At 37.8% G+C, this 26250-nt stretch carries 21 protein-coding genes; 7 read left to right on the plus strand and 14 right to left on the minus strand.

What is annotated here, in order from left to right; genetic code table 11:
• Positions 1 to 49 precede the first annotated feature (49 nt).
• Positions 50 to 1066, minus strand: a complete 1017-nt coding sequence (locus tag BMF77_RS16125) for a ribose-phosphate pyrophosphokinase (RefSeq protein ID WP_148764180.1) — start codon at positions 1064 to 1066, stop codon at positions 50 to 52.
• Between the two features lie 185 nt (positions 1067 to 1251).
• On the opposite strand from BMF77_RS16125, the gene BMF77_RS28700 reads away from it, so the two are divergent.
• From BMF77_RS28700 to BMF77_RS16140, 4 genes are all read left to right on the plus strand, one after another.
• On the plus strand, positions 1252 to 1380 hold the full coding sequence (locus tag BMF77_RS28700) for a hypothetical protein (protein ID WP_256370312.1): 129 nt from the start codon (positions 1252 to 1254) through the stop codon (positions 1378 to 1380).
• A 231-nt stretch (positions 1381 to 1611) separates the two neighbouring features.
• Complete coding sequence (locus BMF77_RS16130; protein ID WP_148764182.1) at positions 1612 to 3276, plus strand: serine/threonine-protein kinase; 1665 nt, start codon at positions 1612 to 1614, stop codon at positions 3274 to 3276.
• Positions 3277 to 3338: 62 nt separating this feature from the next.
• On the plus strand, positions 3339 to 4016 hold the full coding sequence (gene bioD / locus BMF77_RS16135) for a dethiobiotin synthase (RefSeq protein ID WP_148764184.1): 678 nt from the start codon (positions 3339 to 3341) through the stop codon (positions 4014 to 4016).
• An 84-nt stretch (positions 4017 to 4100) separates the two neighbouring features.
• The gene (locus BMF77_RS16140) at positions 4101 to 5318 is read left to right on the plus strand and encodes a M20 family metallopeptidase (protein WP_148764186.1); all 1218 of its coding nucleotides are present in this window, start codon (positions 4101 to 4103) and stop codon (positions 5316 to 5318) included.
• 39 nt (positions 5319 to 5357) lie between these two features.
• Here BMF77_RS16140 and BMF77_RS16145 read toward each other — a convergent pair whose 3' ends face one another.
• Positions 5358 to 6014, minus strand: a complete 657-nt coding sequence (locus BMF77_RS16145) for an S-layer homology domain-containing protein (RefSeq protein WP_148767033.1) — start codon at positions 6012 to 6014, stop codon at positions 5358 to 5360.
• A gap of 298 nt (positions 6015 to 6312) precedes the next feature.
• On the opposite strand from BMF77_RS16145, the gene rpiA reads away from it, so the two are divergent.
• Positions 6313 to 7023 carry a ribose-5-phosphate isomerase RpiA gene (gene rpiA, locus BMF77_RS16150; protein ID WP_015080467.1) on the plus strand — a complete coding sequence of 237 codons (711 nt, stop codon included), beginning with the start codon at positions 6313 to 6315 and terminating at the stop codon, positions 7021 to 7023.
• Positions 7024 to 7571: 548 nt separating this feature from the next.
• Here the strand turns inward: rpiA and murQ are convergent.
• Positions 7572 to 8519, minus strand: a complete 948-nt coding sequence (gene murQ, locus BMF77_RS16155) for an N-acetylmuramic acid 6-phosphate etherase (RefSeq protein WP_015080466.1) — start codon at positions 8517 to 8519, stop codon at positions 7572 to 7574.
• 11 nt (positions 8520 to 8530) lie between these two features.
• On the opposite strand from murQ, the gene BMF77_RS26805 reads away from it, so the two are divergent.
• Positions 8531 to 8683: a hypothetical protein gene (locus BMF77_RS26805; RefSeq protein ID WP_210422211.1), complete on the plus strand. Its 153-nt coding sequence runs from the start codon at positions 8531 to 8533 to the stop codon at positions 8681 to 8683.
• Positions 8684 to 8708: 25 nt separating this feature from the next.
• Here the strand turns inward: BMF77_RS26805 and BMF77_RS16160 are convergent, their stop codons facing one another.
• The gene (locus BMF77_RS16160) at positions 8709 to 9128 is read right to left on the minus strand and encodes a DUF3110 domain-containing protein (RefSeq protein WP_148764188.1); all 420 of its coding nucleotides are present in this window, start codon (positions 9126 to 9128) and stop codon (positions 8709 to 8711) included.
• Between the two features lie 357 nt (positions 9129 to 9485).
• Between BMF77_RS16160 and BMF77_RS16165 the strand changes: the two genes are divergently transcribed.
• A complete protein-coding gene (locus BMF77_RS16165; protein ID WP_148764190.1) occupies positions 9486 to 14945 on the plus strand; it encodes a translocation/assembly module TamB domain-containing protein in 5460 nt (1819 codons plus the stop codon).
• A 449-nt stretch (positions 14946 to 15394) separates the two neighbouring features.
• Here BMF77_RS16165 and BMF77_RS16175 read toward each other — a convergent pair whose 3' ends face one another.
• The 10 genes from BMF77_RS16175 to BMF77_RS16220 form a co-directional block, all read right to left on the minus strand.
• Positions 15395 to 15826, minus strand: coding sequence for an amino acid permease (locus tag BMF77_RS16175; protein WP_246862938.1), 432 nt, complete (start codon positions 15824 to 15826; stop codon positions 15395 to 15397).
• Between the two features lie 125 nt (positions 15827 to 15951).
• A complete protein-coding gene (locus BMF77_RS16180; RefSeq protein WP_148764192.1) occupies positions 15952 to 17124 on the minus strand; it encodes an IscS subfamily cysteine desulfurase in 1173 nt (390 codons plus the stop codon).
• A gap of 13 nt (positions 17125 to 17137) precedes the next feature.
• Positions 17138 to 17764 (minus strand): type I restriction endonuclease, encoded by a 627-nt coding sequence (locus BMF77_RS16185; protein ID WP_148764194.1) that lies wholly within the window; start codon positions 17762 to 17764, stop codon positions 17138 to 17140.
• Positions 17765 to 17924: 160 nt separating this feature from the next.
• Entirely contained in the window at positions 17925 to 18401 is a 477-nt protein-coding gene (gene bcp, locus BMF77_RS16190) for a thioredoxin-dependent thiol peroxidase (protein ID WP_148764196.1), read from the minus strand.
• A gap of 46 nt (positions 18402 to 18447) precedes the next feature.
• Complete coding sequence (locus BMF77_RS16195) at positions 18448 to 19404, minus strand: ribonuclease Z (protein ID WP_015080459.1); 957 nt, start codon at positions 19402 to 19404, stop codon at positions 18448 to 18450.
• Positions 19405 to 19525: 121 nt separating this feature from the next.
• Positions 19526 to 20419 (minus strand): sensor histidine kinase, encoded by an 894-nt coding sequence (locus BMF77_RS16200; protein WP_148764197.1) that lies wholly within the window; start codon positions 20417 to 20419, stop codon positions 19526 to 19528.
• Between the two features lie 237 nt (positions 20420 to 20656).
• Positions 20657 to 21334, minus strand: a complete 678-nt coding sequence (locus BMF77_RS16205; protein ID WP_148767035.1) for a response regulator — start codon at positions 21332 to 21334, stop codon at positions 20657 to 20659.
• Positions 21335 to 21990: 656 nt separating this feature from the next.
• Positions 21991 to 23391 (minus strand): HlyD family secretion protein, encoded by a 1401-nt coding sequence (locus BMF77_RS16210; protein WP_148764199.1) that lies wholly within the window; start codon positions 23389 to 23391, stop codon positions 21991 to 21993.
• A gap of 28 nt (positions 23392 to 23419) precedes the next feature.
• Positions 23420 to 25570 (minus strand): peptidase domain-containing ABC transporter, encoded by a 2151-nt coding sequence (locus BMF77_RS16215; protein WP_148764201.1) that lies wholly within the window; start codon positions 25568 to 25570, stop codon positions 23420 to 23422.
• 315 nt (positions 25571 to 25885) lie between these two features.
• The gene (locus BMF77_RS16220; protein ID WP_210422212.1) at positions 25886 to 26215 is read right to left on the minus strand and encodes a hypothetical protein; all 330 of its coding nucleotides are present in this window, start codon (positions 26213 to 26215) and stop codon (positions 25886 to 25888) included.
• Between the last annotated feature and the right edge of the window lie 35 nt (positions 26216 to 26250).

The raw sequence follows: 26250 nt of genomic DNA on the forward strand, positions 1-26250 counted from the left end.
TCCTTCATAAATTTATATTTCATCCTTTGGGAAGATAGTTATTTGTTGATTAACGGAATAGACTACTGAGTGAGCTATCTTCGTGAATCCGCCAAATTGCTTCTCCCAGCAGATTAGCGACTGAAAGCGTCACTAATTGGGGAAACTGATTAGCCTCTGGGATGGGAATAGTATTAGTGACTATAACCTCCTCAAACACCCCACTTGATAACCTTTCAATAGCCGGTGGTGAAAACACAGCATGAGTAGCACAGGCATATACCTGACTAGCTCCTTCTTGACGCAGTAAATTAGCCCCCGCCGCAATCGTACCGCCAGTATCAATCATGTCATCCACCAATATGGCAATTTTGCCTCTCACATCACCAATCACATTTAAGACTTCGGCAACATTATGAGCCTGACGACGTTTGTCAATAATTGCTAGAGGTGCATCATTCAATTTTTTCGCAAATGCCCTAGCCCGTGCCACCCCACCCACGTCAGGGGAAACCACCACAATATCCTGTAATCCTTTACTAATGAGATAATCCAGGATAACTGGTGAACCATAGACATGATCAAAGGGGATATCGAAATAGCCTTGAATTTGGGCTGCGTGCAAATCCATCGCTAGAACGCGGTTAGCACCTGCTTCAGTAATCAAATTAGCAACTAACTTCGCAGTAATTGACTCTCTACCGGCTGTTTTTCTGTCAGCACGAGCATAACCATAGTAAGGAATTACTGCTGTAATCTGTCGTGCAGAAGCCCGACGACAGGCATCAATCATAATTAGTAATTCCATCAAATGATCATTGACGGGTTGACAACTGGGCTGGATTAAATAGACATCACAACCCCGAATAGATTCTTGGATTTGAACATAAAGTTCTCCGTCCGCAAATCTTTTGCGAATCATCGGACCCAAGTCCATACCTAGATAACGAGCGACTTCTTGCGACAGTGCCAGATTGGCAGAACCGGAAAACAGCCGTAAGCGATTATTGTCAGGTAGTCCCGTTGCTATTGACTGGACGGGTAAAGTTGCAGAACTTAGCACAGCAGATCCTCGAAGTGCATTCATAGAAATATCATCAGAGATTGAGCAAATTTAGCCAAAATGGATTAAACAAATAATATTGATCTTCAAGTTAACCCTGGGGGTGTTAGAAAACCGACGATTAAATAGCAGCGAAAGTGCAAACAATTATTCTATGATACTTATTACCAATTAACGACCTCGTGAATTGAAGATTAAATATTTATGTTATGAATCAAAAAGAACCTAGCAAAATTATCTATACCTCGAACTTCGATATTTATATATTTCCCGGAAAACTGACGGCTGAATGCCTACCATTAAAGATCAACTTTGACATTGCTGTGGATGCCAATTGATTTATTTATCCCGGATTATACCTGCTACTATATTGGACAAGTCCTGACTAAAGTCCGAATGTCAGAATAGAATAATGCCAGACTTGTCTCTAGTATACACTTCCTTGTGGGCGGGGTGACTGAGGAAAATTACGGAAGCCACAATTGAGACACTTTGAGTCATGTTGTGGACAGGCGATAGTTTTGTTAAGTTCTAGCTCTGTTGTTATTATTATATTCAATCAATAGACCATGCAATCACCGATTACAGTTGGTACTATCCTACAAAATCGTTACCACATAATTCACATTATTGGACAGGGGGGATTTGGTAGAACCTATCTAGCAGAAGACCAAAGACGCTTTAATGAACTTTGTGTGCTTAAAGAGTTAATTGCCCCAGGCACGGGAACATCCGGTGGAGAAAAGGCACAAGAGTTATTTGAACGAGAGGCTGCTATCTTGTATCAAATTGAGCATCCACAAATCCCCAAATTTCGGGAAAAATTTGCCCAAAACGAAAAGTTATTTTTGGTGCAAGATTTTGTGGGTGGTAAGACTTACCGGAATTTGCTCAGAGAACGCCAAGATGTTGGCACAACTTTTACTGAAGCAGAGGTATTGCATTTATTACGCACTTTGTTGCCTGTTCTTAGTTATATTCACGGTCAGGGAATTATTCATCGGGATATCTCCCCAGAGAATATGATTTTACGGGAAAGTGATTCCCTGCCTGTATTAATTGACTTTGGAGTAGTCAAGGAGTTAGCCACAAAATTACAATCCTCAAGCCCCACACCAGTAACTACTGTAGGTAAATTGGGTTATGCGCCTAGTGAGCAAATGCAAACGGGTAGGGCATATCCTAGTAGTGATTTGTATGCGTTGGCTGTGACGACGATAGTTTTGTTGACGGGGAAAGAACCCGCAGACTTATTTGATGAGCAGGAACTAATATGGAATTGGCAACAGTGGGCAACAGTAAAACCGGAATTCGCTCAAATTTTGCAGCGAATGTTGAGTTATCTGCCGGGGGAACGGTATCAAAGTGCCGTTGATGTTACTCAGGCACTGCTTAACTTAGGTTATAGTAGCCAACCTGCTGCTAATTTATCTCATCTACAAACTATCGCTATCGGGCATCGTCCTGAACCGATATCAAAAACATCTGAAAAGCCGCAACCTTCAGTTAATTCTGGACAAAGTAGCTCTATTTTGGATAATGCTTGGGCGTTGGCAGGAATTGGCGGTGTTGTGATTATTTTAGCAGGGTTCGGTTCTTGGACTTTGGTGAATTCACTGAAAAATCAGTCTCGTCCAGCAACAGAAACAATCACAACCCCACAATCATTTCCGTCTCCAGTTATTCCTAGTGGGACATTATTAACACCAACACCAACTCCAACACCCACAGTAACTAATAGTGAACCTGTGATTAACCGTCAACGGCTGAGATTAGACAAATCTAACAAGGCGACAATTGACGGAACACTGAGGGAAAATGAATTGGTTGAATATAGTTTACAAGGTAAGGTTGGGGAAAAATTAACTGTGTCTGTAAATGAAAACAGTGGGATTGTACTGACGATTTTAACTGCTAATGGTGAAATCATTAATACTCAAGATCAACAATCTACTTCTTATGAAGGAATATTAGCTAATGATGGGAGATATATTATTCGATTAGGTTTGTCTGGGGGTGTTTCCGAGGTTAATTATAGTTTGAATGTAGCTTTAGAAGCGCCAATACCAACGGAAACGCCAACTCCCACAGAAACGCCAACTCCGACGGAAACGCCAACCCCCACGACTTCCCCTACTCCCACAGAAACGCCAACTCCCACAGAAACGCCAACTCCCACAGAAACGCCAACTCCTACAGAAACGTCAACTCCAGGGTTTAATGGGACTAATTAACGTTTTAACGTTAAATTATGAAAGGAAGCAAATTAAGTTGTCATTTTTAGCAAAAAACGTTGTTGAATACTTTACTGATTGCGGGAACTGATACGGATGCTGGTAAAACTGTTGTCACAGCAGCAATAGCCGCTTATTGGCAAAAATATTATCCCCAGCGTAGTTTGGGGATGATGAAGCCAATTCAATCGGGGTTGGGTGATAGGGAACTGTACCAAACTCTGTTTAATTTGGACCAGTCACCAGAAGAAATTACACCTTTGTATTTTCAAGCCCCTTTAGCCCCTCCCATAGCTGCGGCGAAGGAAAATCGTCAAATTGATTTAGCGATAGTTTGGCGAACTTTGTTGGCTTTGCAGAAACAACGTGATTTTGTGTTGGTGGAATCTTTGGGGGGTTTGGGTTCACCGATTACTGATGAGTTGACGGTGGCTGATTTGGCGGGTGAATGGCGATTACAGACTTTTTTGGTGGTGCCGGTCAGATTGGGGGCGATCGCTCAGGGTGTTGCTAATGTAGCATTAGCTAGGCAACATAAAATCAATCTGCGCGGAATTATTCTTAATTGCACCCAACCCCGCACCGAGGAAGAAATTGCTGATTTAACACCACCAGAGTTAATTCAATCATTGACAAATATTCCCGTTTTAGGTTATGTTCCCTATCTGGAAAATCCCAGAGATTTGGAACAACTTGCAAAAGTTGCTGCGGCTTTAGATTGGGAAATATATTGTAGCTAATGGGTAATTGGTAATTGGTAATGGGTGATTGGTAATTGGTAATTGGTAATGGGGAAGAGTTTTTTTAATTTTTAATTGATAAATATGGTTTCTACATTTCCTTTGGCTTCAACGGTAAATCTTAAAAATGTGCGGTTAGCAATTCGGGCTTTGCAACCGCAATTAGTAGAGTGGAGAAGACAAATTCACCAAAAACCAGAATTAGGTTTTCAGGAAAAAATTACCGCTGAGTTTATTGCCGAAAAGTTGCAAAGTTGGGGAATTGCACATCAAACAGGTATTGCAGAAACGGGAATTGTGGCGATTATTAAAGGTGAAAAATCTGGGCATGGTAAAGTATTAGCAATTCGGGCGGATATGGATGCTTTACCTATTCAAGAAGAGAATGAAGTTCCCTATTGTTCTCAACATGATGGTGTGATGCACGCTTGTGGACATGATGGACATACAGCGATCGCTCTCGGTACGGCATATTACCTCAATCAACACCGACAAGACTTTAGTGGCACAGTAAAAATTATCTTCCAACCCGCCGAAGAAGGTCCCGGTGGGGCAAAACCGATGATCGCAGCAGGTGTATTGAATAACCCTGATGTTGATGCCATTATCGGTTTACACTTATGGAATAATCTGCCATTGGCAACTGTGGGAGTCCGCGCTGGGGCATTAATGGCCGCTGTAGAATTGTTTCGCTGCACCATTTTTGGTAAAGGTGGACATGGGGCAATTCCTCAGCAAACAGTAGATTCTATCGTGGTAGCGGCGCAAATAGTCAATGCTTTACAAACTATTGTTTCCCGTAATGTTAACCCCATTGATGCGGCTGTGGTGACAGTGGGAGAACTCCACGCCGGCACAGCAGTTAATGTGATTGCTGATACCGCAAGAATGGGTGGGACAGTGAGATATTTTAATCCTGATTTAGCAGGTTTTTTTAAAGACCGCATTCAACAAATTATTGGGGGAATTTGTCAAAGTCACGGTGCAAATTATGACTTAGATTATATTCATCTTTATCCACCAGTTATCAATGATACGGAAATCGCGGCATTAGTTCGTTCAGTTGCAGAGGAAGTGATAGAAACCCCCATTGGTATCGTTCCTGAGTGTCAAACAATGGGTGGGGAAGATATGTCATTTTTCTTGCAAGAAGTTCCCGGTTGTTACTTTTTTCTTGGTTCTGCAAATCCAGAGAAAAAATTAGATTATCCTCATCATCATCCCCGATTTGATTTTGATGAAACGGCTTTACCAATAGGTGTGGAAATGTTTGTTCGCTGTGTAAACAAGTTTTTGGCTTAAAAACTGCCCCAATCTCCAACTTCATGAAAATAGAGAAATCTAGCGAACTATAGGTGTTGATGGTTGCTTCTGTTGACGTTGTAAATACTTACTTAGGACATAAGCTAAATCTCCCCTTGTCATGGGGCTTAGTGGGTAAATATTACCTTGTGTATCCATATTCACAAATTCCTCAGCAATGACTGTAGCAATCGCTTTTCTAGACCAATCAGGTATATTTATGGCATCTGGATGTGATGAGAGAATCTTATCAACGCTTTGATCAGGAAATTGGAAAACCCCATAAGCTTGGGCAAAAATCGCTAAACCTTCACCTCTAGTAACCCGTTGATTTGGGAAAAACAGATTTCCTCGATAACCTTTCATAATATCAGTTTTCAAAACTATCTGAACATCTTTATATGCCCAATGAGAAGGAGGAACATCAGGGATAAATAGAGATTTTTTTTCAGGAATAATAGCCCGTTTATCTAAATAAAATGCCTTCACTAAAATTGACGCTAATTCTGCACGACTAATTAACTTATCCTGATAAAATTTACCATCGGGAAAGTTATCCATTAACTTAGAATCAACTACCTTTTGGATATATTCTGAACTGGTAACAGGTATTGGATCTAGTGATTGTTCTTGGGCAATAATTGGGGAACTTTGCAGCAGTGTGATTAAAGTCAATGCACCCAGTAATTTTTTCATTTTAGCTATCATCTTCTAACTAGATTATTGATATTGACGGTGATTGCATAATTGAAGTTGCCGATTTTCTAGATAATTAAAAATAAAGATATTTTAAATATAATTGATAAACCTTTATTTTTATAACAAATTGTCTGTAAATAAAATCCAAAATTTCGCTCAGAAATCAAAAATCAAGGGAGTTTTAGTTCTCAATCCTCAATTCTAAATTCTAAATTCTAAATTCTCATTACCAATTTTATAATATAGTTGGCTGTGATAGTATTTTCTATAGCCTTAATTGTTCAGGAGTTAAAGAATGTCCATACCAGCAGATCCAGTTAAATTGATGAAGCAAGAAGTTGGCAAAGCGGCCGCCAATTTAGTAAAATCCGGTTCAATAGTTGGTTTGGGTACAGGTTCAACCACAGCTTACACCATTCAGTATTTAGGAGAACGCCTCAAATCAGGGGAACTCAAAGATATTGTCGGTATCCCCACCTCATTTCAATCAGAAGTGTTAGCAAAAGAGTATGGCGTTCCCCTCACCACTTTAGACGCTGTAGACCATATTGATATTGCCATAGATGGGGCAGATGAAGTAGACCCCCACAAAAACTTGATTAAAGGTGGTGGTGCGGCACATACCCGCGAAAAAGTTGTAGATTACCTAGCAACACAGTTTATTGTCGTCGTTGATGGTGGTAAGTTAGTAGAGCGCTTGGGTTCTAGTTTCGCTGTACCAGTTGAAGTTATTCCTATGGCACTTACCCCCGTCACTAATGCCATTAAAGCACTTGGTGGTAAGCCAGAATTGCGGATGGGTGTGAGAAAAGCCGGACCTGTGATCACTGATCAAGGTAACATGGTTTTGGATGTCACATTCGATAGCATTGATGACCCTGTAAACCTGGAAAAAACCCTGAATAATATTCCTGGTGTTTTGGAAAATGGCATTTTCGTCAATTGTGCAGATATCGTGCTTGTTGGTGAAGTTATTGACGGTAAACCTGTAGTCAGACAACTTTAAATTAGTACCTAATCACCAAATAGAACGAAAGGCACGGAAGCCACTTGGCAATAGATGCGTGGAGGAAGTGCCAACGGCGAATTTATTCGCGGTGACATGATAGAATTAATTAGCAAGTAGGAATAACCATCAGCGCAAAGAAGTGTTTTATTAAGGAGAAACCCCTGATTTATCTCGTCTCGGCATAGCTGTAGCCTGGGTAAGCAAGCAATGGTAAACCATGGAGCGTTTAACATTAAAAATTGATGGACTCACAAAAGCAGCAAAAAAAACAAAAGTAAGCGCAATTGCAATACCTGTCGTACTGGTAGTTGCCTTGAGCGTCTAGGAGGATAATTGACTATCCTTTTTAAGCAGGTCTTAAAAAATCTGCGTGTCTTTAGACCGCAGAGTGTCAAATAAATTACAAAAGAAGGAAACTCTTAACTGGGAACAGATAAGAAACACTCATTTGCACCAGTTTAGAGCTTCTGTCAAAAAAAAGATGTTTTTAAAAGATGCGTAGCCCGAAAAAAACAGTTCGTCACCGAATCAGAATTTAGATTGAATTATTCCTGACTTTTCTTATTCTTGGCTTTTATGTCTGGTTGACAGCTAGTTACAGCCAGTCGAAGATTGCCTTGATGGCTGGCTAGTAGTTGTTTCCCAAATTCTTGGTCTAAACCAGTCCAGTGCATTAATAATGCCAATTTAACCGATTTACCACTATGTTCTAGTAAAAACCCGGCTGCTTCTCGACTTAAACTAGTTAAGTCTTGTAAGATCCGTAAAGCGCGATCATGTAATTTTTGATTCGTGACAGCGACATCAACCATCCGATTCCCATACACTTTACCTAGTTTAACCATTACCCCAGTCGAAAGGGTATTTAACACTAATTTTGTCACCGTCCCCGCTTTTAAGCGAGTAGAACCAGCTAAAATTTCTGGTCCTGTCAATAAACGAATATCAATATCAACTTCAATACCGACTTGTTCTGTGGGAACACAGGCTATAAAAATAGTCTTAGCCCCCCGTTGACGCGCTGCATTAATGGCACCGTGAACGAAAGGCGTTGTTCCCCCAGCCGTGATGCCGACGACTACATCCAGTTGCGTGATTTGTCGTTGCGCGATCGCCGTTTCGCCATCTTCCGCTCGATCTTCCAAATCCTCGGAACTGCGGACTAATGCTCCCGCACCACCAGCAATAATCCCTTGTACCAATTCTGGGGAAGTGCAGAAAGTAGGTGGACACTCGGCAGCATCTAATACTCCTAATCTGCCACTTGTCCCTGCACCCACATAAAATAAACGGCCACCTTGACGCAGTTTTTCTGCTGCGAGGTCAATAGCTGCTGCTAACTGAACTTTAGCCGCTGCTACTGCTGCTACTGCCTTTTGGTCTTCACTATTAAATAATTCTACCAACTCTAAAGAGTTGAGTTGGTCTAAATTGAGACTATGGGGATTAACTTGTTCGGTGAGCAGATGCCCGCGTTCCTGGAAATTTGTCATTTGTGTATACTGTGTTAGTTGTTAGTTGTCAGTTGTCAGTTGTTAGTTGTCCGTTGTCCGTTGTCCGTTGTCAGTTGTTAGTTGTCAGTTGTCAGTTGTTATTTACGACCAATCACCAATCACCAATCACCAATCACCAATCACCTATCACCAGTCACCAATGACCAATCACCAATAACTAATAACAAACTACAATAAACCTTCCAGTTGACGACGAATACTGTCTAAATCAGAATTAACACTTTCTGGGGCAGATAGACTGGTAGGGAAGAAGTTTTTATCAGCATCCTCTATTTGTGCTTGGGCTTGCCAATCAGTTTGTTCCACGTTCGTTTCGGGTGGAATTACTAATTCACTGTTTTCAGCCACAATTTCCCAAGTATAGCCAGTGCTTTGGCAAAATTCCTGAACATCATCAGCATTCATCATCTCCACTGTCGGGATAGCGAAGTCTTGAGCTTCTAACATTAAAGCAAAACGGGTGGCATCGTCCTCTGATTCAAACATGAGGATTTTATTGCCTTCTAAACCTTGGGCATTGCTAATCCGAATGCTGTGAATTCCTTCATTATCAGTACCAGCATTGAAAATCAGTACAAAAACACGCATTATCCATCCTTTGATTGATTAGTTCTCTAATTTATTTTAAAGTTCTAGGTTGTGCATTCGGGAAAATCTCTAATAATTTTTGTGTGATTGCGGGAAATCAGGCATAGACCAAAAGATATAGTTATCTAATTTTGCCAAAAACCTAGCTGTAATTTTTGCCATCATCCGGCTATACTCTAATAGACATCTGGTGAAAATTAAATACGGGTCAGCGAGACACTACAGTAGTGTGGGCATCTTGCCCGCGTGAGCGAGACGCTCACACTACAACAAACTACTAGTAGTTAAACGTAAAATTATGTCAAAATTAGTATTTTGTATTCTTCCAGATATCTGGTAATCCAAGAGTGAAAACCTATGTCTAACTCTCCTAGTCAAAATTCTCGCCCCGCTGATTCTGGGCTTAGGCTTCTATGGTTAATGATATTGAACCGTAGTTGTTTAGGTGTAGGTGCTTTGCTATTAATAGGAATTATTTTCAGTATTTGGCGATTGCAGAATTTTGTTTACCAGGAACTAGTACCATTAGCTACCCAAAGTCTGACTACTACTCTCAACCGTCCGGTAAAACTGGGAGCAGTTCAGTCCTTTTCCCTGACTGGCGTTCAGTTTGCCGCTTCTGAGATTCCCGCTACAGCCACAGATCCAGATAGGGCAAATATCAAAGCAGTAGATGTAGGTTTTGATATTTGGAAGTTAGTTATTAACCGCAATCTCCGATTGGATGTAACTTTAATTAATCCAGATGTTTATATTCAACAAGATCCCCAAGCCCGCTGGTTAACGACTACTATCACCCCAGGGACTGATAAGGGATTGATTAAAACTGATTTGGATAAGTTACGGTTTCGGGATGCAAATTTGGTATTAGTACCGAGAAAAATGGGGGGAGATTTTTCTTTACAAGTTCCTGTAAAATTTTCTGGGATTAATGGAACTGCTCAACTCTTAAATAAAAATAAACTAATTAAATTAGACTTGGCTGCTAAGTCCGTAAGTGGGGGTGATATTTCCATTGTCGGAGATTTAATTCCTCAGAAAGTTTTAGCAGGGGATTTTCGAGTGCGAGGGCAAAATCTCCTGTCCGCAGATATTACTCGGCTTGTAACTTTACCACTGACTTTACAAGGTGGGAGAGTAAATGGTGATTTGCGAATTAAGGTAACACCAAAGCAGAAAACCTTACTCTATGGCAATGCTATGATGGAAGGGGTAACACTACAAATCGCAAAAATCCCCGAATTATTCAATCATAGTCAGGGAAATCTCATTTTTGATGGACTGGTAATTAAATTAGATAATATAGTCACAAACTACGGACAAATCCCGTTCACAACATCGGGGACTATTGATCAACAAGCAGGGTTTAATTTAAAAGCACGTGTGAATGCGGTAAGTTTGGCCAATGCTCAAGCAACTTTAAAGGTAAAGTTACCATTTCCTGTGAGTGGTATAGCTCAAGCCGATTTGCAGCTAATGGGAGCAACTACTAAACCAGTGCTATCTGGTAATGTGAGGACGTTGAAAACTGCTCGAATTGATCAAGTTGATTTTGGGAAAGTTAGTAGTAAATTTGAGCTTATTAGTAGTAAATCTCTCCTGAGAATTACGGATATTCAAGGTAAAACTACCTATGGGGGTGAGGTTAAAGGCGGGGGAATTATTAAACTTGGTCAAGTATCTGCACTGAATTTTCAACTCCGAGCGGAAAATATTCCAGGGGATGCGATCGCTCAAGTATATAATATCAAAACAGGATTCCCCATTGGCATGATCACAGCCACCGCAGAAATAAAAGGTGTAGCTGATAATACCCACACTTTCGTTAAATGGCAAGCTCCTCAAGCCCAATACCCAGTAACAGGGACAAGTATTATTAATCCTGACCGCACAGTTTCTTTTCGTGATGTAGTTGCAACTGTTGGTGGAGGTGTAGTGAATGGTAGTGGTATTTATAGTCATGATAGCAAGCGTTGGCAAGCTTCGGCTCAATCTAGCAAGATTAAATTAACATCTTTTGTTGACCAAAAACAGCAGGAAAATATTTCGCTAACTGGGGTAGAATTTAACGGTAATTTGCAATTATCAGGGAATTCTTCACCATTTCAAATAGAGACGATTATTCCTAAAAATGCCAATATCAACATTGCTGGTGGCACAGTTAATATTTCGCAAATTAAGTTACAAGACCAAAATTTTACAACTTTATTAGTTGGGAAAGATTTACGTTTAGGAACAATTTTAAAACAGGCTAACCCAATTTTAAATAATCTCCTCGCAGGTAATTTCACTATTGTCGGTAATAGGGAAAATTTCAACCTCAAAACCTTTGCTGGAACAGGTGAAGGATTCCTCTCTGTTGGTGGAGGGAGAATTAAAGCTGCTAATATTCAAGTTGCAGAAGGTCGCTATCAGGCGAAAATTCAAGCGGAAAATGTCCCCCTGACAAAGTTAGCATCTGTACCACCACAATTCCAAGGAAATATAGCCGGTCAGTTGCAAGTAACTGGTTCTGTCGAGTCGTTCCAACCAGAAACTATTCAAGGGGAGGGAAAAGGCAGCTTGAAATTACCAAGTGGTACAGTTACAGCCTCTTCTATTCAACTTAATAATGGTAATTATCAAGCATTGTTGGCTACTTCAGGTTTACAATTAAACCCTTTCAATCAGCAGTTAAAAGGACAGTTGGGAGGAAAGTTGCAAGTATCGGGAAATGTGACTTCTTCTAAATTAGCAGATGTGGCTGCTGTTGGTCAGGTGCGCTTTAGTCAAGGTTTACGAGGTTTTGATTCACCTATTCAAGCTGATATCGGGTGGAATGGAGAAAAGCTAACTGTTGATAGTTTCAATAATGCTAACTTTCAAGCTAATAGTTCGACTTCGCTCACTATGAAAGGTTATTTATTAGCTAATGCTAAGAAAGCAGGTATCCCAGAAATTACGCAATTAAATTTTAATGTTCAGGCAAAAAATTATAGTCTGCAACGGTTGCCAGTGCAACTACCTGATACTGCGGATATTGCTGGCAACTTAGATTTTAGCGGACAAGTGACAGGAAAACCCACTGCACCAAATATTATAGGTAAGTTGGGGTTACGGAATTTCCAAGTTCAGGAATTTGCTTTTGAACCATTATTGACTGGTAATGTGAATTCTGGATCAGGACAGGGGTTAAGTTTAGATGTTGCAGGTGTAAAGGAACGGATAGCAATTAATTTAGATGGTAACAATCGCCCCAAATCGTTTTTAGTTCAGTGGCAACAAGCATTGCTATCAGGTGCAGCAACGGGATCTGACTGGGGTGTGAATGTGGCTAATTTCCCATTAAAAGCTTTAAATATACCTGTACCAGCGAATACTCCTTTAAGTCCGGGAGGAGTGAGAGGATTATTAACAGCAAATTTGCAAATTAATTCGCAGACATTTGCCACAGCAGGAAATATAGCCATTGAAAAACCCGAACTTGGCCGGATTAAAGGCGATCGCTTTAGGACACAACTGCGCTATGATAACAATACATTCGTCCTTCGTGATAGCGAACTTCGCAAAGGTGAAAGCAGATATAGCTTTGATGCCAATATCAAACCGTGGGCAAAAAAACCGCAACTGCGAGCAAAAATCAACATTGAAAAAGGCAACATTCAAGACTTTTTGAATGCGGCTCAAATCTTTGATATGGAAGACTTCCAACGTGGTTTAAAAGCACCGACTTACGGCAAGTCTGCGGACTTAACCACCAACTCCCAAGGATTACCTTTAGAGTCTCTATTGACCCAAATCCAACGGTTATCAGAAATTGATACCCTACTAACTACCCAACAACAACAACGGTCTACGGCTAAACCTATCCCAGATTTAAGAGACTTAAAGGGGATTTTAAATGGAAATATTTTTATTAATACTGCCACAACGGACGAACCCAGGATAAAATTTAACCTCCAAGGAGAAAACTTCACCTGGGGTAAATCAACAGAACCAAGCCGCTTTTATCGTGCGGAACAAGTCATAGCTAAAGGTAGTTTTGAAGAAGGAATTTTCCGTTTCCGACCTTTACGAATTCAATCTCAGCAAAAAATAATTGCCTTTACAGGTAACATTGGTGGTCAGGCGCAATCAGGTCAATTAAAAATCGAAAACTTTCCCATTCAGCGACTAAATAATTTGGTGAAACTGCCACTGGGAATTGGCGGTAAGCTGAATATTACCGCAGCAATAGCTGGGAGTATTATCAATCCTCAAGCTAGAGGAGAATTAAGCATTACAGAAGGAACAATTGATCAGAAATCAGTGGAATCAGCTAATACTAGTTTCAGTTATGCTGACGGACGTTTAAATTTTGGTAGTCAGGTAACGGGAGTGGGAGTAGGGACTGAACCTGCAAATATTAATGGTAGTATTCCCTATACTTTGCCCTTTGCTTCTGAAAAATCAAACAGTAATCAAATTACCTTAGATATCAATGTCAAAAATGAAGGTTTAACAATTCTCAATCTGTTTACTAATGAGATATCTTTTGAAAAAGGACAAGGGGAATTAGATTTAAAAGTTCGGGGAACTCGACAACAACCTTTCGTTAAAGGAACTGCTTCTCTCGATAATGCTACTTTTAGATCCTCAGCCTTACCAGGAAAGTTAACCAATGTGAATGGTAAAGCAATTTTTGATTTAACCCGTGTGTTTATAAAAAGTCTCGAAGGTAAATTTAGTGATGGTAATATTCAAGCTGCTGGAGAATTGCCAATTTTTAATAGTCGAGATACCAAAATAGATGTGCCGCTAATTGTGACTTTAAAACAATTAGTTTTAAATCTCAAGGGGTTATATCAAGGAGGTGCTAATGGTAATTTAGAAATTACTGGTTCTGTGCTGAAACCAATAATTGGCGGTAATATAGAATTATTTGATGGTCAAGTATTGTTAACAGAATCTCCAGATGAGAATTCAGCAGCTAATAAAATTGGCAACCAAAACAAACCAGATCCAGAAAATAAAATTACTAGGTTAAATAATTTAGGATTAAAATTAGGTAGAAATATCCAAATTGTCAAATCACCAGTTTTTAAATTTCAAGCTTCTGGAGATCTAATTGTTAACGGTTCTTTAGTTGAACCGATACCAGAAGGAACTATTAAGTTAAATAAAGGTGCAGTAAATTTGTTTACTACCCAATTAAATTTAGCAAAAGGTCATGAACACACCGCTACTTTTAGCCCTCGTCAACCCCGTGATCCTAATTTGGATATTCGGCTATTTGCGAAGATTCTAGATGTAACTCAAAATAGTGATATTAGCAGACAAGGTTCTACAGGTTTAGCCGGGTTGGAAACAGTCCGAGTTGAAGCCAGTATTAATGGTTTAGCTAGTCAAATTAATGATAACTTACAACTAAAAAGTAATCCTTCTCGTTCACAAACACAAATTGTCACTTTGTTAGGAGGTGGACTTATTGACAATCAAGGACGTAGTGACAGTAATCTGGGTTTAATTAATATTGCTAGTTCGGCTGTTTTCAGTAATTTCCAAGGTGCATTTAATGAAATTGGTGATGCTTTTGGTTTAAGTGAATTGCGGATATTTCCGACTATTGTTTCGGAAAGACCAGAAGCGGGAAGAAATAACTCATCTTTAGAATTAGCTTTAGAAGCCGGAATTGATATTTCTCCGAAATTTTCCCTTTCTACTATTAAGATTTTAACAGCAAATGATCCTTTACAATGGGGGATTAATTACCGGATAAATAATCAATTTCGTCTTCGTTCTTCCACTAATTTAACTGATGATACCCGGGCTGTAATTGAGTTTGAACGGAGGTTTTAAAAAATTGATCATTGATAATTACCAATAATCACAAGTAATATCTAACAGTTGTGACAATACGACTCTTTTTTGCTCGTAAAGCAGTCTTCAAAAACAAAGTTGTTTGGTTATGTAAAATACTATCCCACCAATTTCGAGGGACAAAAACGGGAATAATGATAGTTGTGAAAACACCTGGGTGACTTTCCTGGAACTGACCGATAAAATCTACAATTGGCTCAATTACTGAACGATAAGGTAAAGGAAGTGAATACACCAACTGCGTAGAGAGGGATAATGGCGTTAACTTGACCTTTGAAGATAATGGCTAAAATTCCTGCACAGGTACTAAGTAAGTTGGCGTTAAACAATCAACATATGTAACGAAATGTAAATTCGACAAATACCTTATAGATAGGTTATTTAAGGGTTTTTACGAAAAAAATGTATATTGATTTTATCGTGCCGACTTACTTAAGGAGAATAATCCCGTTAGAGTAGACCAAGCGATCGCCTAATAGAGACAATTGGCGGGGTAAAAATCCATCTCTGGCTAAAAAATAACACAGTCTGGGAAAATCTGCATAACTGGTATTAGCAGCTAACATCAAAACCAACAAGGTAACAACTTGCAGGAAATAGTAAACAGGCCCTGTTCCCAAAATTGCTCTCCCCAAAAGAGAAACTACTGTTTGTCCTTCTCCGGGAACAATATGATAAATGTTTGCCAGGTAAGTGATACCTACAAACATGAATCCCAAAATTACTCCTAAATACAACAAAGTCAGCCGAGCATTTTTCGATTCTGGAGGTTTAAAAGCTAACACCCCATCAGATATTGCCTCGCTGGTTGGTAAGGATTTACCGAGAAAAAATTCTTTAACCTGTGGGTAAAAGGACATAAAAAGTCCACTTAGTAAATATGTTAATTGATACTTGTCTGAAAGTAAACTCAAACCCAAGTTTACAGAATATAATAATTCTGGCAGATTTTTGACAAATTAACTGTTAAGTTGTCTAATAATTGCTACTGACAACTAACTACTGAAGCACTTCTTAAACCTTGAATGGTAGAAATTACTTGTTTGGCAACTTGATCAATTTCCTGAACTGTATTAAATCTCCCCATCCCAAATCGCATGGAAGCATAAGCTAATTTATCCGAATGTCCCAATGCTTTCAACACATAGGAAGGGGCAACATTATTAGAAGAACAAGCAGAACCTGAAGATACCGCTACTGTTGATTGTAACCCTAAAGAAAGTGCCGCACCATCTACACCTTCCACACTAATATTTAAGTTTCCTGCTAATCGGTTTTGAGGATGTCCGTTTACATGAATTCCCCCGACAGTAGATAACTGTTGCCACAATCTTGCTCTTAATGCTGTTAATCGTTGATTTTCGGTTTCTTGTTCTGAATCAGCAATTTCTACAGCTTTACCAAAACCGACAATTTGCGGTGTGTATAAAGTCCCAGAACGCATTCCTCTTTCATGTCCTCCCCCATGTTGTTGGGAAGCAAGTTTAACTCTAGGGTTACGTCTGCGGACATATAAAGCCCCAATTCCCTTTGGTCCATAGACTTTATGGGCTGTGAGAGACATTAAATCAATATTCATCTCTTCTACATCTAAAGGGATTTTACCAATAGCTTGGGCTGCGTCTGTGTGCAAAATAATTTGCCTTTGACGGCACATTTCTCCAATTTCAGCTATTGGTTGTAAAACCCCAATTTCATTATTTGCAGCCATTACAGATACTAAAATTGTATCATGACGCAAAGCTTTTGCTAACTGATTTAAATCAATTAGTCCATCTTTTTGTACTGGCAAAATTGTAATATCAAAACCAAGACTTTTTAAATATTCGCAAGGATCTAAAACTGCTTTATGTTCCGTGGCAATAGTCACAATATGCTGACCTTTTTGGAAATAAGCTTCAGCAATACCTTTAATAGCTAAATTATTTGCTTCCGTTGCACCACTGGTAAAAACAATTTCTTCGGGGGTAGCGTTAATTGCTTTTGCTAAAATTTCCCGTGTTTGTCTAACAGCAGCTTCCGATTCCCAACCGTAAATATGGCTAATACTCGCCGCATTACCAAACTTTTCGGTAAAATAGGGAATCATAGCAGCCATTACCCTTTCATCAACGGGAGTAGTAGCATGACAATCGAGATAGATAGGACGACTGGACATAATTAATTCAGAGTTAATTCAAAATTTGACTTAGTTTTTTTAAGATTCGGAAAACTTGATAAAGTTCGTTTTCTCGACGATACAAAGTAAATCTGTCTGACAAAGCATATCTAGGTTGATCTTTTTGCAGCAGTTTGATAAATTGAAAATCTTCTCCATTAATGACTAATGAATATACAGGATAATCAGGATGAGGATTAGCCAGCATATAAGTAAGTGCTTGAGGTATGGCTTGTGCAAGGGAAAAAGCAGTTTTTTTAGATTCAATTACCAATAACCATAATTGTTGCTGGATAATTAAAACATCAATTCTGTCTCTGATAAGTTCTTCTGCATCTTCGACGGCAATTTCTATTGATGATTCACTTCTAATCAAGAAAGGTTCATCATAAAATCCAGCTAAACTGAGTAAGGGAGATAAAACAACTAACTTTACGGTTTCTTCTGATAAAGGAGGATGTTTAACCAATCGGAGAAAATGAAATTTTACTCTGTCTAGATATTGCTTTTCTAAATCAGAAATTTCTGGCAAATGTTCCCACCATTCAGGAAAGAACGCTTCACTGTCGGTTTGTTCTAAACTAAATCTTTCTTCTAAATAGGCAATGCCTATATTTTGTGCTTGGATGAACTGAACCATAATACAAATAATAGAATTGATATTTCTATTGTATCAGGTCAGAATTGTTATGTTATTTTATGAATGTGATTCAGTAAAGTAAAGTTTAAATTAATTAACATTTGGAAAATTAAATATCAAAGCTATATTAGCAAAGTCCGAAGAATCGGACTATAAAAGTTTAAATAGCTGCTAATTCCTTGATTTTTTTAAGTACAGCTTCAGCATGACCTTTTGTTTTGACATTCGGCCAAGCGTAGGCGATGCTTTTATCAGGTGAAATCAGGAAGGTGGAACGGGCAACCCCCATATATTCTTTACCCATAAACTTCTTTAAACGCCATGCACCATAAGCTTCTATTAATTGATGTTCAGGATCAGTTAATAGGGTAATTGATAAATTGTGTTTGTCAATAAATTTACAATGAGATGTGGCAGAGTCGGGACTAACGCCGATAATTTTCGCGCCTACTGTGGTAAATTCTGAGGATAATTCTGTAAAGTCTTGAGCTTCTGTGGTGCAGCCAGGTGTATTATCTTTAGGGTAAAAATAGAGAACTAGCCACTGATTTAGATCAGCAATATTAACTAAATTATTGTTTTGGTCTGGGGTCGAAAAATCTGGTGCAGGTTGGCCAATTTGGGGAATATTGCTCATATATTAGAGGGTGATAAATTGGGAATAGATGAAAATTATAGTGAAATTAGGCACTCACACTGGATTCAATTTCTCGTCTGCGAGGAACATCATAAACCATAAAATCATGAGCCATAATTGTTTTCGGAAAAATTGCTTTTGCTTCTTTAAGTAAGTCTTTTAATTCAATGGTATTACCTGGAGCATAGCGGGGGCTAAAATGTGTCATAATCAGTTTGCGAACTCCGGCAATGTATGCTGTTTGCGCTGCCATTGTGGTTGTAGAATGTAACCGCTGAAAAGCCATTTCTGAATCTTGATGAGCAAACGTTGCTTCATGAATTAACACATCTGCATCCTGTGCTAATTGTACTGCACCATCACAATAAACTGTATCTGTACAATAGGCAATTTTCCGACCAATTTCTGTGGAACCACATAATTCACTGCCATTAATTACTCTTCCGTCTGCCAGGGTGACTGTTTCACCGCGCTTGAGTTGTCCATAAATTGGACCTGAAGGAATTTCTAAGGCTTTGGCTTTGTCTATATCAAAGCGTCCGGTTCTATCTTTTTCTGCTACTCGATAGCCAAAGGCAGGAATGCGGTGATGTAAAAGACCACAGCTAACTGTAAATTCATCATCTTCATAAACTACACCCGACTGCACAGTATGCACTTTAATGGGGTAAGAAAAATGGGTATGAGAGTAACGGGAAGCGGCTTGTAAGTATTCGTTTAATCCCGATGGACCATAAATATCAATTTTGTCTACATTACCTGCTAAACCGCAACTGGCAAGCAATCCCATTAAGCCAAAAATATGATCACCGTGCATATGGGTGACAAAAATTCGGGATAGTTGGCTAACTTTTAAATCACTCCGCAAAATTTGATGCTGAGTTCCTTCCCCACAGTCAAATAACCACAATTCTGCTCGTTGTGGTAACCTCAGTGCCACGCTGGAAACGTTGCGTGATCTTGTAGGTACACCGGAACTAGTCCCTAAAAATGTAATCTGCACGGCGTTTTTTAGCTGTCCTTTTGCTCAATATAGTTGTTTATTCTCTATCTTGGCACAGTATTGGCACAGTCAGCTATTTGAGAAAAAGTAAAATATCAAGATTTTCTAATTTTCCTAGTTTTTATTGCCACCAAAAAGAATTTGCTAAAGGCCAAGATAATTCACAAAGAGTACCTTGAGGATAAAGGGAAACTCGCCTAAATTTACCTTTAATTTGTTGGGCTAAATTTTTAAATTGTTTTGTCCCCCAACCTTCTTTTGATGAGTTAATTCCTAAACCATTATCCATAATGCTCAGAGTAGCATATTCTTTAGAAGCAGAATAAGTAACTTTCAAACAGGTGATTCCTGTAGCGTGTTTACCAACATTACATAAGGCTTCTTCTAAGAATCTGCAAAGTCTGCGCTTATTTTCAATACTCAAATTGCTTTCATTAATAGTTTCAAAATTGTGAATTTTTAGTTTCAGGGTTTTAAAGCCAGGAAAATCTCGTTCTAAGGTGTGGCTATAAACTTGATAAAGGATTTCAGGTAAAGGGTTTTGCAAATCTATGACTAGACTATTTCCTAGATAAAGGCTAGTATCTTGATTAAGAGTTTCTTGTTGCCAAAAATTAGATATTCCTCGTAATTCTTGATTTAGTTCTTCAAGTTCTTTTTCTATTAAAGGTAGCAAGTTATTAATTGGTAATTCTTGCCCTTTAACTAGCTTTAAAACTCTAGCCAGACTTTGTAATGGTCCATTATGAATTGTTTCAAATTTAGTTTCAATCATGTTTTGGCGAGATTTAATCCCAGCTTTAATTGTTTGGTGATATTGATATAAAGCTATGATACTGATGCAATTAATAACCATCAAAAAAATTGCTGGTATTAAGGCAACTGAAGAATTCCTAGTTAACAAAAAATGACTAATCAAGACTAGACTCAAAATAGTCATGATATTTTCTGATAACTTTTCTCCATAACCAAAATAATTTTCTGGTTGTAGTTTTTTCCAAATTTGAGTTTGCATAAGCTTTTATCTCACTCTCAAAACCTTAATTATGGAAAACAAATTATTGATTTTACTAAGAGGATGTTTGAAAAGTATCAGAATTAATCGAGATCCCCCCAACCCCCTTACAAAGGAGGGCTGAATTCCTCAAAGTCCCCCTTTTTAACGGGGATTTAGGGGGATCTGCGGGTGTCAGATCCCACACGAAAAAGTTTTCAAACAACCTCTAACTTTATTTATTTGTTTGTTAGTTGATTAATCAATTAATCCTTCATATCTAGCTTTAATTTCTGTTTGAATGCGAATGTTTTTGCCTGCTTCTGGATAAATATTTAAAGCGTCCTGTAATTTATTCCAATAATGACGTACCATGCGTTCAGAAATGCACATCTTTTCAGCAATTGCTTTATCTTGTAATCCTGCTTCAAAGGCTAAGTTCAGGACTTTCAACCATTCTGGTTTCACCTCTAAACCTGAGTGAATTCCTTTGATGTCTTTTGTATGGGTTAATCCCTGTAATGCCCAATCAACTCTAGTTAACATTTCTGGAGTAGAAAGACTTTTATCAGCAATAGTCAAGCCTCCTTGATGATTATCAAGATAAGGACGAATGCGGACTAATGTTCTCACATGGGCGCTTTGAATAACAAAATTTAAATGAGGATAATTTTCCATTAAAACCTTCAAAAGTTGAATACCTGTATCAACCCTCGCTATCATTTCCGGTTTTTCTGGTATGGAAAGATCCATAACTACTAAGTCAGGTTGGTAACTAATAACTTGCTCAAAAGCATAACTAGCATTTGTAGCCGAATTAAATTCAGCACTAGGATAGTTTTTCCTTAATATTTCCACTGTTCCATTTAAAACTGATTCGTGATCATCAATAACGATGAATTTTAAAATTGTTTTTTCCGATGAAACTTGTTGCATATCTAATAATTGTCCCAATAGCTATACTCCTGATAAGTCTTGATTCCTATCTCATACCATTAATTACAAACAAAGGGAACAGATAAGAAACACTCATTTGCACCAGTTTAGAGCTTCTGTCAAAAAAAAAGATGTTTTTAAAAGATGTGTAAGCACCAAAAAAACAGTGTCATTATTTCAATCTCATGTTTCTAAACATGAGTTTTTCCTGTTAGAAAGTTGCCAGGTCCCTGTTGCCTCTGAATTTTTCCTAGATTCTCTTAGTTATAACTTATTGTCTATGGGGGGTGTCACGCTAATTCCATGAAATTTATTAGAAAATACTGAGATTATGAAGTTGATATATAATCATAATAAATATGTTTATTTAACAATAATTTAGGTTTAATAAGAGTCGTGACAGATATATTGCCTGGTACTATAGGAGATATTAAGTAATAGAAAATACTTGCCAATAAAAGTGCCAGATTGACATAAGGTTTTTGTGAAAGGATGAGCATTTACATGGCATTAAAAACTTAAAGCTATTGTAAAGATGTTCTAATTATGGTAAATGGGAATAAAAAATACGAACAACCAGATCCCCGACTTCTCTAAGAAGTTGGGGATCTGCACGCTATCACAACTTAAATAGGATTGCTACACTTAATTTCTACTCATAAATCAGTAATTAATCTAGCTTTTCTCAACATAAATTGTAATGCTGTTTCTTCCTTAGAAATAATTTCGGCTGTAGCGTTCATTCCTGATTGCAGTAGACACTGACGACCATTATTTCCAAATGAGTAGCTTTCGGGTTGAATTGCGGCTTCAAAATAGCTAATACCAGAAGAATTTGTAGTATTTGAATCTTTGCTTTCAGGTGTAATTGCATCTGGAGCGATGTTTTTAACAATCCCTTTCGCAGTTCCATAATCAGGATAAGGACAAGCATCAACACGAAGTTGGACTTTTTGATTAATCGCAATTTTGTTAATTTCTGCTGTGGGAATCATGGCTTTAATTACTAAAGGAGCATTATTAGGGACAACTTCAGCAATAGATTCACCAGCCCGCACAAATTGACCAGAATTGCGTAAATTTAGTTTAAATATAATTCCATTACTTGTGGAAAGAATAATACTGTTTTTGCGTTGATTTTCGAGTTGTTGAAGTTCTTTTTGTGATTGTTTAATTTGAGTTTGTATTTCTAATAATCGCTGAATTAAGATTTCTCTTTCTTTATTTAAAACTGCTATATTGGCTTCACCTTTGGCAATTTCTTGAGCAATACGTTGTTCTGCCATTTTCACCATGGCTGTAGTGGGATTAATGGCAGCTTTATTAGATTTAATTTTTATTTGAGCGATATCAACAGCTTTTTTTGCCGCTTCTAATGTTAAACTTATTTGTTTGACAACTAGCTGTTTTTGCTCAAATTCTCGGTTGCCAATTGCACCAATTTTTGATAATTTCTCATAACGATCCCGATCTACTTTTGCAAACTCTAAATCAACTTCAGCCTTTTCTAAATCTACTAATTCTTTTTCAATATTTACCTCCGCTGTCATTAATTCATTTTCAGTATTAATTCTTCGTTCTTGATATTCTCTTTGATTTCTTAACAAATCCTCTCTAGCAGCAGCGATAATTCTTTCTACGACTCTTTTCTCAGCAATTATTTGATTATTTAAAATCCCATTTTGAGCATAAATTTGCATTATTTGTAATTTACTTTGTTTGATACCTTCTTCTAATTGGCTTTTCTTAATTAGCAATTGATCAGTATCTAAGATAGCAATTATTTCCCCTTGCTTAACAATTTGATTTTCTTTGACTAAAATACTTTTAATAGTCCCTTCTATCTTGGGTTGGACTACACGAGTTTCACCTATGGGACGAACAATAGCAGCAGCTTTGATTGTTACATTATATTTTACCCATGAGGATAAAGTAATACTAGCAATAACAGTCCCAATCAGAAATACACCTGCTAAGGATGTCCACCGATTTATAGGTGGAAGTGAATTATCATTGTCACTGAGAGAATCGAATTCTTGATTATGAGTGTAAAGCATAATTATCAAAAGCAATAAATAATAATAACTAAGGAATTACAAAATCTAAATGGTCTCCTGTTTTGCTACGTAAATCTTCCAAAGAACCTACTAATTTCAACCTACCTTGATCTATTAAAACAATCCAATCAGCCCGATTAATTACCTTGGGTCTATGAGTAATTAAAATCGTTGTTTTCCCTTGACGATGTTGAAATAATTGGTCTAAAACTTGGGCTTCACTCACTGGATCTAGTCCACCAGTAGATTCATCTAAAATGAGAATTGCTGGATCTGTAATAATGGCTCTAGCTATGGCTAATCTTTGTCTTTGTCCACCAGAAATATTAGCACCAAATTCACCTAAAATAGTTTGATATGTCTCAGGTAACTTACTTATAAATTCATCAGCACCAGAAATTTTACAAGCTTGAACAATCTGCTCAAAATTAACATAAGGCGCTCCTAATCGGAAATTATCAACAATAGAACGATTCCAAAAATGAGCATCTTGAGGAACAAGAACTATTTGTTGACGGAGACATTCTAGAGAAAGGTCTTGGAGATTATAAATCCCAATCTGGATATTACCAGATTGCAGTTGATATAAACTAGAAATCAATTTGGCTAAGGTGCTTTTACCACAGCCAGATTTACCAATTAGAGCAATATTCTTACCTCCAGGAATCGTTAAAGAAAAATCTTCTAATAAATCAATTCGACCAGGATAATGAAAGGTTAAATTTGTACAAATAATATCAGCATTACTAGAGATTTCTACAAATGGCTTTTTACTATTATCTTCTTCTTCTGGAGTGGCATCAATAACTTCTGTCAGCCTTCGAGTAGCGGTTTTAGCACGGGTAAATTCATCAACAAAATTAATAACTGTACTAATTAAAGATATAAAATTACCATTCATTGAATTAAATGCTAGTAATTGCCCAACACTGATATTTTCAGCCGGGTTAATTACTAAATAGCCACCAAACCAGAGTAACACTACGCCACCAATACCAGAAACAAAACCTGAAAAGGTATTATTAATAATCCCAATTTGCATCGTCTGAAATGTTAGCCTAGCTAGACGATTAAAACGATTTTGTAATTCATCCCAAAATTGTCTTCTTGATGCGGTTGTTTTGAGAGTTAATGCACCTTTAAAGGTTTCCACTAAAACCCCTTGGGTTTCCGCTTCTGTAATTAAGAGTTCATTAGTTTTTTGTTGTAATGTGGGCTGAAAAATAAAAGTAGATGTGGTCATGACCACAGAAATTACTAAAGCTACCAAGGTAAGTTTCCAGCTATAGAAAAACATGAAACCCAAGGAAATTATGGCAATAAAAAATTGACTGGGTAAACCAATAACAACTTGAGCAATTAATTGATTAACTTGGTCAATGTCTCGCAGCCGACTCACAACTTCACCACTGCGACGAGTTTCATAATAAGTTAATGGTAATCGCAGAATTTGCCGCCCAAATTCCAAAACTAGACCTAATTGCATTCGTTGAGCAAAATGAGCAATTAAGTTAGACTGGACAAAGGAAAGGCTAGTAGAAATAATATTCATAACTACTACAGCAATGACTACTGTAGTTAATAATTTTATGTCACCTCTAACTAATACATCATCGGTGAGAATTTGCAGCAGAAAAGGAGAAGTTAAAGACAGTAAACCCAAGACTAAATTGAGAGGTAAAGCTTGGAATAAAATACCACGATAAATCCAAACTCGTCGGAAGAAACGCCAAAAACCACCTTCTTTATCTTGCTTTTGAGCAAAAAATCGAAGGGGGTCTGGTTCTACTAATAATAATAACCAATCTGTCCAAGCTGCTTTGATATCTTCTTTAGAAAGATAACGCATTCCCACTGCTGGATCTGCAATCAGAAATTTTTTACCTTTTTTACCATATAAAATCACCCAATGATTGCCTTGCCAATGAATAATCGCGGGTAAAGGTGCTTCATTAATTTTATCTAATATTTCTGGAGAAGTTTTCACTGGATTGGCGTTAAAACCCAGTATTTCTGCTCCTCTTTTTAAGCCTAATAAGGTAGTTCCAAATTGCCCTGTTCCGACGGCTTCCCGAATATGACTAATGGTAAATGTTTGACCGTAATATTTGGCAATTGCCGCTAAACAAGCTGCACCACAGTCTTCTTCACTATGCTGTTTAACAAATTGGTATTTCATTAGCAATTAACCATATAAAGTTGGAAAAATAAGCCAATTTATTTGTTATTAAATTGATTTTTTATATTTATTTAATTGGTGTGAAATTTTGGCGAATACAGCACTTTGCCTAACAATTATGTACAATATTTAAGGAGATAAATTGAACAATCAAGGTAAGAATTCAGGTGAGACGATAAGATCCCCGACTTCTTTTATTTATTGTGTCCATAAATTATAAATTTATGTCAGAAGTCGGGAATATGCGTATGAACGAGTGCTGTATGATCTAAATAGTGGAAGATAAAATGAAGTGATTGTGATTTTGTTTCTCTGCTAAAAAAAACTAAATAGTTTTGCGAATAAGCTACCACCTCGTCTGCGGTTATTGCGACGACTTCCACCTCCTCCTCCACCAAACAATGAAGATAAAATAAAGGTTGTCTGAGAAAATCTATATTCAGCTTCATTTCTTGAAGATATGCCCAAGTTTCCTTGAGAAATATTTATTTCATTACTTCCCCTAGAGTATATATTCGTAGTTTGGTAGAATATATCAAACATCTCAAAGGGTGAAGATGATCTGCCTCCAGATATAGACTCCTGTTCTTTTTCTGATAAGTTTATGAATAAATCTGATTTTTTTGTTTTTATATGATCAGACATGGTAAAACCTCTTATCTTTCCTGCAAAAATAATTT

The organism is Dolichospermum sp. UHCC 0315A (genome assembly GCF_008121535.1).
GTDB lineage: Bacteria > Cyanobacteriota > Cyanobacteriia > Cyanobacteriales > Nostocaceae > Dolichospermum > Dolichospermum lemmermannii.